The 16,734-nt window shown below is 71.9% G+C and carries 15 protein-coding genes; 5 read left to right on the top strand and 10 right to left on the bottom strand.

All coding sequences use genetic code 11. From position 1 onward, the window contains the following. Window positions 1-129: 129 nt before the first annotated feature. Window positions 130-678 carry a hypothetical protein gene (locus tag ACIRS4_RS20560; RefSeq protein ID WP_404197740.1) on the top strand — a complete coding sequence of 183 codons (549 nt, stop codon included), beginning with the start codon at window positions 130-132 and terminating at the stop codon, window positions 676-678. Between the two features lie 37 nt (window positions 679-715). On the opposite strand, the gene ACIRS4_RS20555 is transcribed toward ACIRS4_RS20560, so the two are convergent. From ACIRS4_RS20555 to ACIRS4_RS20545, 3 genes are all read right to left on the bottom strand, one after another. Continuing rightward, window positions 716-1,462, bottom strand: a complete 747-nt coding sequence (locus ACIRS4_RS20555) for a DUF6227 family protein (RefSeq protein WP_404197736.1) — start codon at window positions 1,460-1,462, stop codon at window positions 716-718. 288 nt (window positions 1,463-1,750) lie between these two features. Further along, complete coding sequence (locus tag ACIRS4_RS20550; RefSeq protein ID WP_404197733.1) at window positions 1,751-2,974, bottom strand: Ig-like domain-containing protein; 1,224 nt, start codon at window positions 2,972-2,974, stop codon at window positions 1,751-1,753. 158 nt (window positions 2,975-3,132) lie between these two features. Further along, window positions 3,133-4,194 (bottom strand): P1 family peptidase, encoded by a 1,062-nt coding sequence (locus ACIRS4_RS20545; RefSeq protein WP_404197730.1) that lies wholly within the window; start codon window positions 4,192-4,194, stop codon window positions 3,133-3,135. A 233-nt stretch (window positions 4,195-4,427) separates the two neighbouring features. On the opposite strand from ACIRS4_RS20545, the gene ACIRS4_RS20540 reads away from it, so the two are divergent. Beyond that, window positions 4,428-4,613 (top strand): hypothetical protein, encoded by a 186-nt coding sequence (locus ACIRS4_RS20540; RefSeq protein ID WP_404197728.1) that lies wholly within the window; start codon window positions 4,428-4,430, stop codon window positions 4,611-4,613. 79 nt (window positions 4,614-4,692) lie between these two features. Here the strand turns inward: ACIRS4_RS20540 and mscL are convergent, their stop codons facing one another. The 6 genes from mscL to ACIRS4_RS20510 all read right to left on the bottom strand — a co-directional run bounded on the left by mscL (window position 4,693) and on the right by ACIRS4_RS20510 (window position 10,608). Then, window positions 4,693-5,172: a large conductance mechanosensitive channel protein MscL gene (gene mscL / locus ACIRS4_RS20535; RefSeq protein WP_404197725.1), complete on the bottom strand. Its 480-nt coding sequence runs from the start codon at window positions 5,170-5,172 to the stop codon at window positions 4,693-4,695. Between the two features lie 138 nt (window positions 5,173-5,310). Next, entirely contained in the window at window positions 5,311-5,955 is a 645-nt protein-coding gene (locus ACIRS4_RS20530) for a hypothetical protein (RefSeq protein ID WP_404197723.1), read from the bottom strand. A 110-nt stretch (window positions 5,956-6,065) separates the two neighbouring features. Next, window positions 6,066-6,899 carry an S-methyl-5'-thioadenosine phosphorylase gene (locus tag ACIRS4_RS20525; protein WP_404197721.1) on the bottom strand — a complete coding sequence of 278 codons (834 nt, stop codon included), beginning with the start codon at window positions 6,897-6,899 and terminating at the stop codon, window positions 6,066-6,068. A gap of 161 nt (window positions 6,900-7,060) precedes the next feature. Next, entirely contained in the window at window positions 7,061-7,381 is a 321-nt protein-coding gene (locus tag ACIRS4_RS20520; RefSeq protein WP_404197718.1) for an FmdB family zinc ribbon protein, read from the bottom strand. A gap of 67 nt (window positions 7,382-7,448) precedes the next feature. Then, the gene (locus ACIRS4_RS20515; RefSeq protein ID WP_404197715.1) at window positions 7,449-8,741 is read right to left on the bottom strand and encodes an MFS transporter; all 1,293 of its coding nucleotides are present in this window, start codon (window positions 8,739-8,741) and stop codon (window positions 7,449-7,451) included. 277 nt (window positions 8,742-9,018) lie between these two features. Beyond that, window positions 9,019-10,608 carry a potassium/proton antiporter gene (locus ACIRS4_RS20510; RefSeq protein WP_404197712.1) on the bottom strand — a complete coding sequence of 530 codons (1,590 nt, stop codon included), beginning with the start codon at window positions 10,606-10,608 and terminating at the stop codon, window positions 9,019-9,021. Between the two features lie 210 nt (window positions 10,609-10,818). On the opposite strand from ACIRS4_RS20510, the gene ACIRS4_RS20505 reads away from it, so the two are divergent. Then, window positions 10,819-13,674, top strand: coding sequence for a penicillin acylase family protein (locus ACIRS4_RS20505; RefSeq protein WP_404197709.1), 2,856 nt, complete (start codon window positions 10,819-10,821; stop codon window positions 13,672-13,674). Between the two features lie 98 nt (window positions 13,675-13,772). Here ACIRS4_RS20505 and ACIRS4_RS20500 read toward each other — a convergent pair whose 3' ends face one another. Then, a complete protein-coding gene (locus ACIRS4_RS20500) occupies window positions 13,773-14,387 on the bottom strand; it encodes a 5-formyltetrahydrofolate cyclo-ligase (protein ID WP_404197706.1) in 615 nt (204 codons plus the stop codon). Window positions 14,388-14,485: 98 nt separating this feature from the next. Here ACIRS4_RS20500 and galU point away from each other — a divergent pair, with 98 nt between their 5' ends. Both galU and glp read left to right on the top strand, forming a co-directional pair. Beyond that, window positions 14,486-15,388, top strand: coding sequence for a UTP--glucose-1-phosphate uridylyltransferase GalU (gene galU, locus ACIRS4_RS20495; protein WP_358800361.1), 903 nt, complete (start codon window positions 14,486-14,488; stop codon window positions 15,386-15,388). Between the two features lie 5 nt (window positions 15,389-15,393). Next, window positions 15,394-16,716, top strand: coding sequence for a gephyrin-like molybdotransferase Glp (gene glp, locus ACIRS4_RS20490; protein ID WP_404197703.1), 1,323 nt, complete (start codon window positions 15,394-15,396; stop codon window positions 16,714-16,716). Window positions 16,717-16,734 lie beyond the last annotated feature (18 nt).

Below are 16,734 nucleotides of genomic sequence, written 5' to 3'. Positions count from 1 at the left end.
GGGCCGCGACCGGCCGTTTCCGTGTGCCCACGCGCCCGCCGAACGGGGCGCTCGAGGCGTCCACCGCACTGCCTGCGAGATAGATCACGATTCGATACCGAATCCCGGATCTTGCTGTGTACTGTGCGCATGCCTGAGGCCCTCTCGATCCACCAGACGGCGAGCGTGGCCGCACTGGCCCTCGTCCTCGCCGCCTGGCTGTTCGTCCTCTTCCGCCTCCTGCGCCGAGGCCGCCCCGGCCCGGCCGCACGAGCCTCCGCCGCGACGGACGGGGCGAGCAGCGACCGCACGGGCGGCGACGACCCCACCGGTGCGAGCGACCGCGCGGGCACGGGCGAACGCACGACGGGAAGCGACCCGACGGGCCGGAGCGGCGGCGGGACGGGAGGGCGACGCCTACGGCGCTCAGGGGAGCGTGCGCGTCCCGCCCGCCCCGACGGGCGCACCCGGCGCGTGCGCAGCTCCAGGGCGGACAGTCTGCGCCTCAACTCCGACGGATGGCGCCGGGGCGCGGCCGCACGCCCCGCTGATCCCGCCGCGCCGCAGGACCTTCCCTCGCTCTCGGGCATGCCGCGTCAGCGACAGGGCCGCCCCCACCTGGAGGCCGTCGAACTGACCCGGGCCGAACAGGCCGCCTTCACGGACCTGGTACGACGGCTCACCGACGGCGACGGCTGAGCCGGCCGCCGGGCGGACGGCTCACACCGGGCGGCGCTCAGGACACCTGCGCCGCCCGCCGCTCCATTGCCTCACGTGCCGCCGCCTCCGACGGATACACCTCGCACATGTGCCGCCCGTCGGGCGTCGCCGTGTGCTCGACCTCCCACAGGGAGATCTCCTGGCCGTCGCGCAGCAGGAACGCGTGCTCGTACAACGCGAAGCCCAGGCCGATGCGCCCGGCACGGCACGGGCGACCGAACGCCTGCGTGATCTGGTGCGCGAACGCCGTCGTCAGCAGCGTCGCCGTGTCCGGGCCGGGCCGGTCGGCGTTCTCCGCGCGGCGCAGCAACCGGCGTGCGTGGTCGGCCGAGTCGTCCGGCACGTACACATGCCGCGGCGCGGGGATCGGCGCCAGTTGCACCAGCACCGGCAGCTCGAAGTCCGGGGTGTCCGGCGGCAGCGGCAGCCGGGCGGTGGCGGCGCGCAGCTCCTCCTCGTCCACATACACCTCGTGCTGCGGCTCGCTGCCCGGCTGAGGGTTGTGCACGAGCTCCCACAGCGTGAGCGCACAGCCGTCGGCCAGTAGCCAGGTGTGCCGGTACGTCTCGCGGTGCAGCCCCGCGCTGTGGTGCGCGGAGTGCAGCGAGCTGTCATGCGCCAGTGCGCAGTCGAGCCGCCTGATCGTGTCGTCGGGCAGCTCGAACGAGTTCAGGGCACGGCCGAGGAGCCGCGCGAGATGCTCCTCCGGAGTCTCGGGCGACTCTGCTGGTCCGTGCGCTTCCGTCTCGTACGGAACGCTCAAGGTCTCTCCCGGCGTCGCTGCATGTCACCTTGTGGGTGCATACCGTAGCCCCTCGGCCGGACATCATGTCCAGGAACCGAGAAAACGTCCGTCGGGAAAACGTCGGGGCCACGCGAGATGTTCCCGCCCCGCCCGACGATCCGTCAGAAACCGCCGGTCAGGACCCCGTTCCACCGGAACGGTGGCACGCGCCGACCGGCGGTCCGGGCGCGCGGCCCGGCGCACGGCCCGCGTGCGCGCGGTCCGGCGCTGCCGCCATGTCCTGCACGGCGGCGGCGCCCCGCCGTGTCAGACCGCGCTGCCGGCCGTCCACTCGCTCCACGCCATGTTCCAGCCGTTCAGCCCGTTGTCCGGGGCCACCGGCTTGTCGGGGGAGTTCTCGACGATCAGCACGTCCCCGACGATCGAGTTGTCGTAGAACCACTTGGCGGGCGTGTCGCCCTGCGCGCCCCGAACGTCCCGCAGCCCCACGCAGCCGTGGCTGGTGCCCACCCGGCCGAACGGCGGCTCACCCTTGTACCAATAGTTCCCGTGGACGAACGTGCCCGACGTGGTCAGCCGCATCGCGTGCGGCACGTCCGGGATGTCGTAGGCGTTGGCGAGGTCGACCGTCCTGCTGTCCATGTGGAGCTGCGTGGACTTCTCCGAGATCACCATCTGCCCGTTGTAGGTGGTGAACTCCGCGCTGCCCGTCGAGACCGGCACCGACTTCAGCGTCTTCCCGTCCCGCACGACCGTCATCATCTGCGTGTTCACGTCCACCGTGGACACCTGGGAACGTCCGACGGTGAAGCTGACCGTCTTCTTCTGCACCCCACGGACGCCGTTCGCGCCCTGCACCCCGTCCAGGTCGATCTTCATCGTGACCTTGGAGCCGGCCTTCCAGTACTCCTGCGGCCGGAAGTCGAGCCGCCGCGACCCGAACCAGTGCCCGACCACCTTCTGCCCGCTGCTGGAGGTCACCGTGATGTGGGACTGCACGGCTTTCCTGTCGGTGATCGTCTTGTCGAAGGTGAACGACACCGGCATCCCCACGCCGACCGTCGTCCCGCCGTCCGGCGTGTACGACCCGATGAAGCTGCCGGCCGCGGTGACCGTGGTGAAGGACGAACCGGCGGTCACCGTCTTGCCGTTCGCGTCCTTCGCGCTCGCCGCTATCTCGTACTTCGTCCCGCGCTCCAGCTGCTCCTTCGGCTTCCAGCTCCTGCCGTCGGCCGCCAGAGACCCCTCGACCGCCTTCCCCGACCCCGCCACCGTCATCTTCACGGCGGTGAGTTCCCCGCCGCTCACCGTCACCCCCGTCGAGTTGATCGACGCGCCCGTCGAGCCGTCCGCGGCCGAGATGGCGATCCTCGCGGTCGCCGTCCTGGCGGAGTCCTTGCCGCCCTTGCCCCCCGCGCCGTCGTTGTCGGCCTTGGCGGTGCCACCGCATGCGGTGAGGGTCAGGGCGCCGACCACGAGGGCGGCACACGCCCCCAGTACGCGCCGCGCTGCTATGTCCGGCGTTGTCACGGGCTGCTCCAACTTCATGCGATGTGCGAGATCCGTTCCCTTACGCGGAACAAGAGGACCCCGGCGGCCGACGGGGTTCCGGGCCGGACGCCGTTGACGCCGTCGCGTGACAGAACCGGGACAATCGCCCTTCGCCCGGCGCGTGTTGAGCCGATCCGTCAGCCGTCGCGGCCGTCGCCGCCGCCGTACAGCTCCGTGTACGACGGCCATGCCCCGCCCGCTCCTTCCACCGGCTCGGCAGCCCGCACCGCCCGCACGATCGCCCGCGTCACCATGTCCGCGCCCGCCGCGAGCACCTCGTTCAGCGCGAGCGGGTTCCCGGCCGCGGACGGTCCACCCGCGGTGAGCGGACGCGCGCCCGTCGCCAGCGCAAACACCGTGTCCCCGTCGTTGAGCAGATGCACCGGCCGCACCGCCCGCGCGATGCCGTCGTGCGCCGTTCCCGCGAGCTTCTGCCCCTGCGCCTTCGTCAGGTCCGCGTCGGTGGCGACCACGGCCAGCGTCGTGTTCAGCGGAGGCGGAGCGTTGCGCGCCGCCGACTCGGCCAGACGCCGGCGCGCCGCGTCCCGCACACCGTCCCCCGGATACTCCACCCGCCCCTGGAACATCTCCCCGTACAACACCCCCGTCTCCGGATCCAGGGCCGAACCCACCGCGTTGGCCACCACCAGGGCGGCCACCGTGATCCCTGAGCCGAGAACCACGCTCGCGCTGCCGATCCCGCCCTTCAACGGTCCGACCACCGCGCCGGTCCCCGCGCCCACGCAGCCCTGCGGCACCGGCTCGCCCGGCCCGGTCGCCGCGGCCGCCTCGACCGCCGCCCGGCCGGTGGCCGCGTCCGGACGGGCCCGGAAGTCGCCGCCGCGCCCCAGGTCGAAGACGCAGGCGGCGGGCACCACCGGCACCACGTGGGTGGGCTCCGGCCCGACGGAGACTCCCCGTCCGCGCTCCTCCAGCCAGGCCATCACCCCGGACGCCGCGTCGAGCCCGTAGGCGCTGCCGCCGGTCAGGACGACCGCCTCCACCCGCTGCACCAGGTTGCGCGGATCCAGGGCGTCGGTCTCCTTCGTGCCCGGACCGCCGCCGCGCACGTCCACGGCGGCCACGGCCCCGCCCTCCGGCGCCAGGACGACCGTCGCACCGGTGAGCCAACCCCCGCCGGCCCGCGTGGCATGGCCCACCCGCACACCGGCGACATCCGTCAGAGCGTCAACTGTCATACGGGCCAGTCTCGCGCGTCCGCCTCGGCCTGCGGTCGTACGCTCGCCGCCGCCGCGACTGTGGCGTGCGGCTGGGAGGAGGATGCCGTTGCCACTCCGACTGCGGCTGCTGCTCCAGTTCCCGCGGTGGCTTTTGGGCGCGGCTCCGGATCCCGCTGCGGCTCCGACCTCGGCTCCCCCCGGCGGGTCGATGACGGCACGGCCGGTCCGGTGCCGGGCCGTACCCTGGACGTATGACCACCCCCTCGGCCCCTGAGCCGCGCGAGCAGCCCAAGCCCGCGCTGATCTTCGACGACCCGCTGGACCAGCAGTCCTCGGACGACACGGACCGCGGGTGGGGCGAGCGCCCGGGCGCCGGCGGCGACAGCGCGGCCGACCTCAGGCGCTTCCTCGACGAGAAGCCGCCCCACCACATCTGACCACGCACCGGCTTCGCCGGACGCGAGGCGACGTCGTCCACGTGCGCGGCCGCGCCCCCGGGGCCGCCGCCCCGTCGGTTCAGCGCCCGCCGTAACCGGGGCCCTGCTGCCCGCCTTGCTGCCGCTGGGCGACCAGCGCGTCGCGGATCTCCTTGAGGACCTCCAGCTCGGTCACCTCGATGACCTCGTGGGTGCTCTCCTTCGCCTTCTTGCGGGCCTCCATCCGCGCCAGGTACTTGGCCATGGGCAGGACCATGAGGAAGTAGACCACCGCCGCGGTGATCACAAAGCTGAGCGTCGCGCCGAGGACCGAGCCCCACAGGATCTGGATGCCCTCCTCGCCCTTGCAGCTCGAGCTCAGGCATGAGCTGTAGTGGTCGAGGTTCTGGGTGCCGATCGCGCCGACCAGCGGGTTGATGATGCCCTTCACCACCGCGTTGACGATGTTCGTGAAGGCCGCGCCGATCACCACCGCGACAGCCAGATCGACGACGTTCCCGCGCATCAGGAAGGCCTTGAAGCCCTGCAGGACGCTCGGCTCCTTCTTGTTCTCGCTCACCTCGGGGACACTCCTCGTCTGCACAGGTCGTGGAACGAACAGCTCCGCAACCTACGTCAGGGCGAGGCGGGCCTGTCCAGCCCGGGGTGGCCGACGAGGGCTCCGACACCGAACCGCACACAAAACGCACCGAACGCTTCACCACAGAGTCACCGCCAGCCGCGCCGTCGCGCCCGCGCCCGCCAGGCGCACCGCCGTGTTCCGCGGCACCGACAGCACCACGAGCGCACCGTCGTCGGCCGGCCCCTTCAGGATCTCCGGCACCTTCGTCACCAGTGCCCGGCGGGCCACCACCCGGGCCTGGCCGCCTCCCGCCGTCTCCTCGGCGGCGATGACGTCGACCCGGTCGCCGGGCCGCAGCAGCCGCACCGTCGCCGCGTCGGCGATCCGCACCGGTGCGGCCACCGTCTCGGCGGGAGGCGGACGGCGCACAGGCTCACCGGTGGGCGCGAGGGCGCCGGCGCTCGGGCTGTCGTCGGGATGGCCGCGGGCGCCCTCGGCGTCCCCCGGCCCCGCCGCCACCAGCGCGGCCGCGGTGACCGCCAGCCCCAGCGCCAAAGCCCGCCTGCGGCCGCGCACCAGCCGACGCGCGTGACACCGCCCGCCGCGCACCCGCACGGGAGGGAACTGCGGCACCCCGCACGGCGCGGGAGCCTCCGGCCCCGGCGGAAGCGCGCCCGGGGCGGACGGAGATGCCGACGCAGACAAAGAGGGAGAAGGAGCGAAGAACACGGAATCACCACCAGCGACGAGGAATCGGCCTGCGAGACCACGATCGGCCATCGCGCCGCCGCCCGCCGAAGCCCGTGGACGACCGAGGGGTTGTGGACAACTCCCTCATCCGAACGGTGACTTCCGCTTCCGCGCCCCTGTGCGAGAACTCCCGCGCCCTCTTACGGCAGCTCGAACCCCGGGTCCATCCCGCCCAGCGCGGTCGCGCACAGACAGTCCCGCTCGCCGTCGGCCGGCAGCGCCGCCACCGCGTCGAACAGCACGCCCCGCAGCCGGTCCACGTTGGCCGCGAACACCTGGAGGACCTCCTCGTGCGAGACCCCCTCGCCGCTCTCCGCGCCCGCGTCCAGATCGGTGACCAGGTTCAACGACGTGTAGCACAGCTCCAGTTCACGGGCGAGCGCCGCCTCCGGATGGCCCGTCATGCCCACCACCGACCAGCCCTGCGCCTGGTGCCACAGCGATTCGGCGCGGGTCGAGAAGCGCGGTCCCTCGATCACGACCAGCGTCCCGCCGTCCACCGGCTCCCACTCGCGGCCGCGCGCGGCCTTCAGCGCCGCCGCGCGTCCCGCGGGGCAGTAGGGGTCGGCCAGCGACACGTGCACCACGTTGGGCACCGTGCCGCCCGGCAGCGGCAACCCGTCGAAGTAGGTTCCCGCCCGGGACTTCGTGCGGTCGACCAGCTGGTCCGGCACGAGCAGTGTGCCGGGCCCGTACTCGGGGCGCAGACCGCCCACGGCGCACGGCCCGAGGATCTGGCGTGCGCCGACCGAGCGCAGCGCCCACAGGTTCGCCCGGTAGTTGATCCGATGGGGCGGCAGATGGTGGCCGCGTCCGTGCCGGGGCAGGAACGCGACCCGTCGGCCGGCGATCTCGCCGAGGAAGAGGGAGTCGCTGGGCGGCCCGTAGGGGGTGTCCACCTGAATCTCGGTCACGTCGTCCAGGAACGAGTAGAAACCCGAACCGCCGATCACGCCGATCTCTGCGTTCGCCATGACCAGCACAGTAGCCGGAATCGAACACCGGCCGTCCCCGCTCCGGCCGTCCCCGCTCCGGGGGCCCGCCGTGTCAGCGGACCCGCCGTGTCAGCGGACGCCGAGGACCCTGTCGTCGTGTCGTACGACGACAGGGTCCTGTGAGCGGACTGTGAGGGTCCTCAGGCGGCGGAGGTGCCGGCGGACGTGCTCGCGCCGGACGACTTCGAGTCCGAGGACGTCGACGCCGAGGACGCCGAGGAGGACGAAGACGAGTCCGAGGACGTCGACGGCTTCGACGACGCCGGCGAGCTGCTCGACGAGGAGCCGCGGCTGTCGTTGCGATAGAAGCCGGAGCCCTTGAAGACGATGCCGACGGCGGAGAACACCTTCTTGAGGCGGCCACCGCAGCTGGGGCACTCGGTCAGGGCGTCGTCGGTGAACTTCTGCACCGCCTCGAGGCCCTCGCCGCACTCGGTGCACTGGTACTGGTAGGTCGGCACTGTCTTCCTCCTGGCACTCTCACTCGATGAGTGCTAACGACGGTCCATAGTGACGCATTCCCGGGGATCAGTCCACTGTCACCGGCACGCGGTGACCCACGCCACGTGCGACGGTACGCTCGCGCGGGCTGACCACCAGCCGTGAACGCAGCGCCAGCAGGACCGCGAGGGCCAGCAGCGTGCCGCCCAGCGGCACCAGGAACCCGGCGCCCGTGCGGAGCCGGTCCTCCAGCTGACCGGCGACCGTGACCGCCGCCGCCTGGCCGAGCGCCACCGCGCCGGTCAGCCAGGTGAACGCCTCGGTGCGGGCCCCGGCCGGCACGAGGCCGTCGACCAGCGTGTAGCCGGTGATCAGGGCGGGCGCGATGCACATGCCGACCAGGAGGCCGAGGCCGGCCAGCACGAGCACCGAGTGCGCGGCCCACAGGCCGGAGGCCGTCAGCGCCAGCGCCGCGTACGCGACGACGAGGCGGTGCTGCGGGGCGGCCTTCCAGGCGATGGCGCCGCAGACCAGACCGGAGAGCATGTTGCCGGCGGCGAACGTGCCGTACAGGACGCCGTTCAGGCCGGGCTCGCCGATCGACTCGGAGTAGGCGGCCAGCGACACCTGCATGCCGCCGAAGACGGACCCGATCCCCAGGAAGGTCACGATCAGCACGCGCACGCCGGGGACGCTCAGAGCGGAGGCGTGCTTCACGCGCGCGTGGCCGCCGTCGGCGACGGACGGCTGGGTGCCCTTCTGCGCGGCGAACAGCAGTCCGCCCACCAGGGTCAGCGAGGCCTCGGTGACCAGGCCGGCGGCCGGGTTCACGGCGGTGCACAGCGCGGTCGCGAGCAGCGGGCCGACGACGAAGGTCAGCTCGTCCGTGACGGACTCGAAGGCAGCCGCGGTGCTCATCAGGGGCGAGCCCTTCAGCTTCACGCCCCAGCGGGCGCGCACCATGGGCCCGACCTGCGGGACCGACGCGCCGGTGGGCACGGCCGCCGCGAACAGTGCCCACAGGGGAGCGTCGGCCAGTGCGAGCGCCGTGAGCGTCAGGGCGGCCACGGCGTGCAGGAGCACCCCGGGGACGAGGACCGCGCGCTGGCCGTGGCGGTCGGCGAGACGGCCGCTGTAGGGCGCGAAGAGGGCCATGGAGACGCCGGTGACGGCCGCGGCGGCGCCGGCGGCGCCGTAGGAGCCCGTGGTGTGCTGCACGAGCAGCACGATGGACAGGGTGAGCATCGCGAAGGGCTGGCGAGCCGCGAAGCCCGGCAGCAGGAACGTCCATGCGCCGCGGGTGCGCAGCAGTGACCCGTATCCGGGGCGGGGGGCGGCCGACGAGTCCTTCGACGGCTCGGAGGTGACCGTGGATGCCACGGCCCGTGCCTTTCTGCCGCCTGGTAGCGCGACCCGGCAGTGGGGCTGCGGGGCGCCGAGAGCTGTCCTCTTGCGCGTACGCGGTAGATACCGGCGCTCACTGCGGAAGGCGTCCCGGCCGCCATACGGTCGCGCCAGCTCTGCGTCAGGCAGAGTTGGTTCGATCAAGGTGCGCCTTCATCGTACAGGGATCACACGCCGAACAGCCTGTGAAAGTGAGCACCCTGGCCGCCCCCGCCTCCGATCCGGGGCGGTGTGAACATGGCGAAACCGGCTGTTAACGCCTGCCCCGCGCGTCCCGTCCGTCGCCTTCCGCGCTCCCGTCGGTGCCCAGCCAGCCGGCCAGCTTGCCGCCGCGGCCCACGGCGCGCAGCCGACGCTCGGCGGCGTCCCGGACCGGATCGGTGGCGACGACGAGGAGTTCGTCGCCGCGCCGCAGCACCGTCGTCGGCAGCGGCACGAACGACGTCCCGTCGCGCACGACCAGGGTGACGGCGGCCCCTGAGGGCAGCCGCAGCTCGTGCACCTCGACGCCGTGCATCTTGGAGCCCTCGGGGATGGCGACGGACAGCAGGTGGCCGCGCAGCCGCTCCAGGGGCGCCGACTCGACGCCCAGGTCGGCGGCCTCGGCGCTCTGGCCCAGGCGCAGCTTGCGGGCCAGCCAGGGCAGCGTCGGCCCCTGAACCAGGGTGTAGACGACGACCAGCACGAAGACGATGTTGAAGATGCGGCGGCTGGCCTCGACGCCCTGCACCATCGGGATCGTCGCCAGGATGATGGGCACCGCGCCGCGCAGTCCCGCCCAGGACATCAGCGTCTGCTCCTGCCAGGGCACCCGGAACGGCGTCAGGCAGGCCACGACGCCGAGCGGGCGGGCCACCATGGTCAGCACCAGGCCGATGACGAGCGCGGGCACCACGTCGTCGCCCAGCTCGTGCGGGGTGACCAGCAGGCCGAGCAGGACGAACATGCCGATCTGGGCGATCCAGCCGAGCCCGTCGGCGAACCCGCGCGTGGCCGGCCAGTGCGGCAGCTTGGCGTTGCCCATGACCATCGCGGCGAGGTACACGGCGAGGAAGCCGCTGCCGTGCGCGATGGCGCCCGCCGCGTAGGCCACGACGGCGATGGCCATGACGGCGATCGGGTAGAGGCCGGAGGCGGGCAGGGCGACGTGCCGCAGTCCCCAGGAGCCCAGGAAGCCCACCGCTATGCCGATGGCGGCGCCGATGGCCAGCTCCAGGAGTATCTCGCCGATCAGCACGTACCAGTGCTCGACGGGCCCCGCGGTGGAGAAGGCGACGACCAGGATGACCACGGGGGCGTCGTTGAAGCCGGACTCGGCCTCCATCGTGCCCGTCACGCGCGCGGGGAGGGGGATCCTGCGCAGGACGGAGAACACCGCCGCCGCGTCGGTCGAGGACACCACCGCCCCGATGATGAGGGCCTGCCGCCACTCCAGCCCGACCAGGTAGTGCGCGCCCGCCGCCGTGACCCCGACGCTCACCGCGACGCCGCCCAGGGCCAGCGCGGTGGCGGCCGGAAGGGCCGGTCTGATCTCCTTCCACTTCGTGCCGAGGCCGCCCTCGGCCAGGATCACGACCAGGGCCGCGTAGCCGATGACCTGGGTGAGCTCGGCGTTGTCGAAGTGGATGTCGCCGATGCCGTCCTGGCCCATGAGGACGCCGATGCCCAGGTACACGAGCAGGCTGGGGAGCCCGCTGCGCGAGGAGATCCGGACCGCTGCGACGGCGACGAGCAGAACGAGCGAGCAGACGAGCAGAAGCTGGTTGAGGTGGTGGACAGTCAGCGGCGGTTCCCTTTCCTGGCGCACGCGACGCGCGCGCGGGTGCACACGTACATCGGACACGAGGGCGACGGGCCGCGCGTCCAACTACTTCATTACCTTACCTAACTCTTGACGATTTCTTGACGTTCGCTCGGGCAGGATCGAACGTCCTTACGGGCTGGTTGCCGACTCCGCGTCAAGTGCCGGGGACCCCTGCGCCTATGGTTGCTCCAGCGCTCATTCAAAAGGACAGCCAGCCCTGCCGCTCGCGTTAGGACAGCAAGGACAGCGATGCCCCCCAACACCACCGCCTCAACGGGTGACAAGCCCGGCAAGTCCGGCAGGAAGAAGGGGCGCAAAGCCCGTCTTATCGTGCTTGTACTGGTGCTGGCCATCATCGGCGGCATCGCCTACGGCGCCTACTGGTCGATCAGCACCGTGCGGGCCTCCTTCCCGCAGACGGAGGGTTCGGCCACTCTGGAGGGCCTGTCCGGCCCGGTCGACGTGAAGCGCGACGGCTACGGCATCCCGCAGATCTACGCTTCCTCCGACCAGGACCTGTTCATGGCGCAGGGCTACGTCCAGGCGCAGGACCGCTTCTACGAGATGGACGTCCGCCGGCACATGACCTCCGGGCGTCTGTCGGAGATGTTCGGCAAGAGCCAGGTGGACAACGACGAGTTCCTGCGCACCCTGGGCTGGGACCGCGTCGCCAAGAAGGAGTACGACACCAAGCTGTCGGCCGCCACCAAGAAGTACCTCCAGGCGTATGCCAAGGGGGTCAACGCGTACCTGAAGGGCAAGGACGGCGAGGACATCTCGCTGGAGTACGCCGCCCTCGGGTTCACCAACGACTACAAGCCCGCGGAGTGGACGCCCGTCGACTCGCTCGCCTGGCTGAAGGCGATGGCCTGGGACCTGCGCGGCAACATGCAGGACGAGATCGACCGCGCGCTGATGACCAGCCGCCTCGGCCCCCAGCAGATCGCCGACCTCTACCCGGGCTACCCCTACGACCGCAACCAGGCGATCGTCCAGGAGGGCGGGTACGACGAGTCGACCGGGGCGTTCGAACAGGACGGCGGATCGTCCAGCGGCTCCAGCGGCTCCAGCGGCTCCAGCGGCTCGGGTGGCTCGGGTGGCTCGAGCGGCTCCGGCACCTCGAGCGGCTCCGGCACCTCGTCGAGCGGCTCCGGCGGCAGCAGCTCGGGCAGCGGCAGCGGCAGCGGCACCGGGGGCTCCGCGGTGCAGAGCCAGCTCTCCGGTCTCTACGGCGTGCTCGACGACCTGCCCACCGCCGTCGGCGTGAACGGCAACGGCATCGGCTCCAACTCCTGGGTCGTCGCCGGGTCGCACACCATCACCGGCAAGCCCCTGCTCGCCAACGACCCGCACCTGTCGGCCTCGCTGCCCTCCGTCTGGTACCAGATGGGCCTGCACTGCCGCGCCGTCTCCAGCAACTGCCAGTACGACGTCTCCGGCTACACCTTCGCCGGAATGCCCGGTGTGATCATCGGACACAACCAGAAGGTCAGCTGGGGTATGACCAACTCCGGGGTCGACGTCACCGACCTCTATCTGGAGAAGCTCACCGGCGACGGCTACCTCTACGACGGCAAGGTGAAGCCGTTCACCACGCGCGAGGAGAGCATCCAGGTCGCCGGCGGCGCCACCAAGAAGATCGTCGTCCGGCAGACCGCCGACGGGATGCCCCTGCTGTCCGACCGCAGCAACCAGCTCGTGAAGGTCGGGCAGAAGGCCGGCGTCGACACCCAGGCGCCCGACCGCGGGGACGGCTACGCCGTCGCCCTGAAGTGGACCGCGCTGGACCCGGGCACCTCCATGGACGCCGTGTTCGCCATGAACAAGGCGGCCGGCTGGGACGACTTCCGCGCCGCGGCCAAGCTCTTCGACGTCCCCTCGCAGAACCTGGTCTACGCGGACACCGACAACCACATCGGCTACCAGCTGCCCGGGAAGATCCCCACGCGCGCGAAGAACCACAAGGGTTCGGTCCCCGCGCCGGGCTGGGACCCGAAGTACCGGTGGACGAAGTACATCGACTTCGACAAGCTGCCCTACGAGTTCGACCCCGAGCGCGGCTACATCGTCACCGCCAACCAGGCCGTCGTCGACCAGGACAAGTACCCCTACACGCTCACCACGGACTGGGGATACGGCACCCGCAGCCAGCGCATCACCGATCTGATCAAGCAGAAGATCGAGGGCGGCGGCAAGGTCTCCACCGACGACATGCGCCAGATGCAGATGGACAGCGACAGCCAGATCGCGCGGCTGCTCGTGCCCACCCTGCTCAAGCTCAACCTCAAGGACCCGGACGTCCGCCAGGCGCAGGACCTGCTCCAGGGCTGGGACTACACGCAGGACGCCGACTCGGCCGCCGCGGCCTACTTCAACGCGGTCTGGCGCAACATCCTGAAGCTGGCCTTCGGCAACAAGCTGCCCAAGGAGCTGCGGGTCGAGGGACAGTGCCTGTGGGTCGACCCGGTCAACAACACCGGACCCGTCGACGCCACCGGCAAGGTCCGCGAGTGCGGTCAGCGCGACGCCGAGCAGGCCCAGCCGGACGGCGGCGACCGCTGGTTCGAGGTCGTGCGCAACCTGATGGACAAGCCCCGCAGCGACTGGTGGACCACCCCCGAGAACGGCAGGCGCCCCGGCGCCGACCACAACCGCGACAAGCTGTTCGAGCGCGCCATGATCGACGCGCGCTGGGAGCTGACCGCCAAGCTCGGCAAGGACGTCGACACCTGGAGCTGGGGCCGGCTGCACCGCCTGTTCCTGAAGAACCAGACCCTCGGCACCAGCGGCCCCGGCTTCCTGCAGTACGTGCTCAACCGCGGCCCGTGGGAGCTCAGCGGCGGCGAGGCCGCGGTCAACGCGGCGGGCTGGAACGCCGCCGGCGGCTACGACGTCGTATGGGTGCCGTCGATGCGGATGGTGGTCAACCTCGCCGACCTCGACAAGTCGAAGTGGATCAACCTCACCGGCGCCTCCGGACACGCCTTCAGCGCCCACTACACCGACCAGACGGGCAAGTGGGCCAAGGGCGAACTGCTCGACTGGGCCTACTCGGCGAAGGCGGTCGACGGCAGCACGAGCGACGCCCTCGTCCTCAAGCCCTGACGCCGGCCCCGGTCTGAGGACCACCCGGGAGGGGCGCTCCACGCACACACGCGTGGAGCGCCCCTCTTCCGTTCCCTCCCGTGCCGGCCGTCCGCCGCTCAGGTGAAGCGGCGCACCCCGGACGGCGTCACCACGGCGTGCACCGGCGCGTCGTGCGCCTCCTCGGGGACCCGGGCGACGACCTCGCCGTCGTACAGCAGCACCACCAGCGAGGGGCGGGCCCCGGCACGCTCCAGACGTGCCAGGACACGGTCGTAGGAGCCCCCGCCCCGTCCGAGCCGCATCCCGCGCCCGTCGACCGCCAGGCCCGGCAGCAGCACCACGTCGGCGTCCGTGACGGCGTCGGGACCGAGGCGCTCGCCGGAGGGTTCGAACAGGGCCATCCTGCCGCCGTGCCGCACGCGCGTGAGGGAGCCCTCACCGTCGTACGCGCCCCAGTCGAGGTCGTTGTCGGGCAGCAGCACCGGCAGCAGCACCTTCACGCCCCGCGCGCGCAGGGCGTCCAGCAGGGCGAGGGTCCCGGGCTCGGCGCCCACCGAGACGTAGGCGGCGACCGTCCCGGCCCGGGCCAGCTCCGGCAGGTCCAGGGCGCGCCGGGCCAGCGCCCCGGCCGCCTCCCGCAGACCGTCCGCCGTCAGTGCGCTCCTCGTCGCGAGGAGCTCCCGCCGCAACCTACGCTTGTCGGACTCCGGACCGCCGGTGGCGTGCCCCATGTGTCACTCCCGCCTCAACCTGTACGAATGCGCTCATATGAGCACGATCCAGCCGGGGGTGCGGTTTCCCGTCCAGGGCACCGGATATGGTGACCGGCATGACTCAGTCGCACCCCAGGATCAGCAAGGCTGTCATCCCCGCAGCCGGCCTCGGCACACGGTTCCTGCCGGCGACCAAGGCCACTCCCAAGGAGATGCTGCCGGTCGTCGACAAGCCCGCGATCCAGTACGTGGTCGAGGAGGCCGTCACCGCCGGCCTCGACGACGTTCTCATGGTCACCGGCCGCAACAAGCGCCCCCTCGAGGACCACTTCGACCGCAACTACGAACTCGAGTCTGCGCTGTCGAAGAAGGGCGACGCCCACCGGCTCGCCAAGGTCCAGGAGTCCAGCGACCTGGCGACCATGCACTACGTGCGACAGGGTGACCCCAAGGGCCTCGGCCACGCGGTGCTGTGCGCCGCGCCGCACGTCGGCCAGGAGCCGTTCGCCGTCCTCCTGGGCGACGACCTGATCGACCCGCGCGACCCGCTGCTCCAGCGGATGATCGAGGTCCAGGAGCGGCACGGCGGCAGCGTCATCGCGCTCATGGAGGTCGAGCCCGAGCAGATCCACCTCTACGGCTGCGCCGCGGTCGAGCACACCGCCGACGGCGACGTCGTCAAGGTGAGCGGCCTCGTGGAGAAGCCCGACCCGGCCGACGCCCCCTCCAACTACGCGATCATCGGCCGTTACGTCCTCGACCCCGCCGTGTTCGGCGTGCTGCGCGAGACCGAGCCGGGCCGCGGCGGCGAGATCCAGCTCACCGACGCCCTCCAGCAGCTCGCCCAGGACGAGAAGGTCGGCGGCCCCGTGCACGGCGTCGTCTTCAAGGGCCGCCGCTACGACACCGGTGACCGCAGCGACTACCTGCGGGCGATTGTCAGACTCGCGTGCGAACGTGAAGACCTGGGCCCGGACTTCCGGACCTGGCTTCGCAGTTACGTCACGGAGGAGATGTAGCCACTGTGAGCACCGCCGCGCCCCGCGCCACCGGTCAGGAACGCCTCTGGTCGGTGGACGAGCACCTGGACGACGTCCTCGCCACGGTCCGCCCCCTGGAACCGATCGAGCTGCAACTGCCCGACGCCCAGGGCTGCGTCCTGGTCGACGACGTCACGGTCCCGGTGTCGCTGCCGCCGTTCGACAACAGTTCGATGGACGGGTACGCGGTGCGGGTCGCCGACGTCGAGGGCGCGAGCGAGGAGTTCCCCGCCGTCCTGGAGGTCGTCGGGGACATCGCGGCGGGACAGCCGGGCCTGCTGCACGTCGGCCCCGGACAGGCCGCCCGGATCATGACCGGCGCGCCGCTGCCGCACGGCGCGGAGACCGTTGTCCCCGTTGAATGGACCGACGGCGGGCTCGGCGAGGGACCGGTCGACTCGATGCGGGCCCGCGGTCCGGCCCCCGAGCAGGCCGAAGGGCACGTAAGCGTGTACCGGCCCGCGAGGGCACGCGCGCACGTGCGCGCCAAGGGCAGCGACGCGAAGGCCGGAGACCGCGCCCTGGACGCCGGCACCGTCCTCGGCCCGCCGCAGATCGCCCTGCTCGCCGCGATCGGCCGCGGCACGGTCCGGGTGCGCCCACGCCCGCGTGTGGTGGTCATGTCCACCGGCAGCGAACTCGTCCAGCCCGGCGAGGAGTTGGGCAAGGGGCAGATCTACGACTCCAACAGCTTCGCCCTCACCGCGGCCGCCCGGGACGCCGGCGCGATCGCCTACCGCGTGGGCGCGGTGGCCGACGACGCCGAGACCCTCCGCTCGACCGTCGAGGACCAGCTGGTGCGCGCCGACCTCGTCGTCACCACGGGCGGCGTGAGCGTCGGAGCGTACGACGTCGTCAAGGAGGCCCTGTCGTACGTCGGGGACGAGGACCAAGGGGGCGGCGGGGTCGAGTTCCGCAGACTCGCCATGCAGCCCGGAAAGCCCCAGGGGTTCGGCGCCATCGGCCCCGACCACATCCCGCTGCTGGCCCTGCCCGGCAACCCGGTGTCGTCGTACGTCTCGTTCGAACTGTTCGTACGGCCCGCGATCCGCACCATGATGGGCCTCAAGGACATCCACCGGCCCACCACGCGCGCGAGGCTCGTCGCCGACGAGGCGCTCACCTCGCCCGGGGGGCGCCGTCAGTTCCTGCGGGCCACCCACGCCGAGGGGACCGTCCGCCCGGTCGGCGGCGCCGATTCGCACCTGGTCGCCGCCCTCGCCCACGCCGACGCGCTGATCGTCGTCCCCGAGGGTGTGGAGTCGGTCGAGCCCGGAGCCGAGGTCGAGGTGGTCCTGCTCGGCTGAGCAGGCCTCGTTGCGGGT

The organism is Streptomyces sp. NPDC101166, assembly GCF_044768125.1.
Taxonomy (GTDB): domain Bacteria; phylum Actinomycetota; class Actinomycetes; order Streptomycetales; family Streptomycetaceae; genus Streptomyces.
This window is presented reverse-complemented; position numbering and strand designations above follow the sequence as displayed.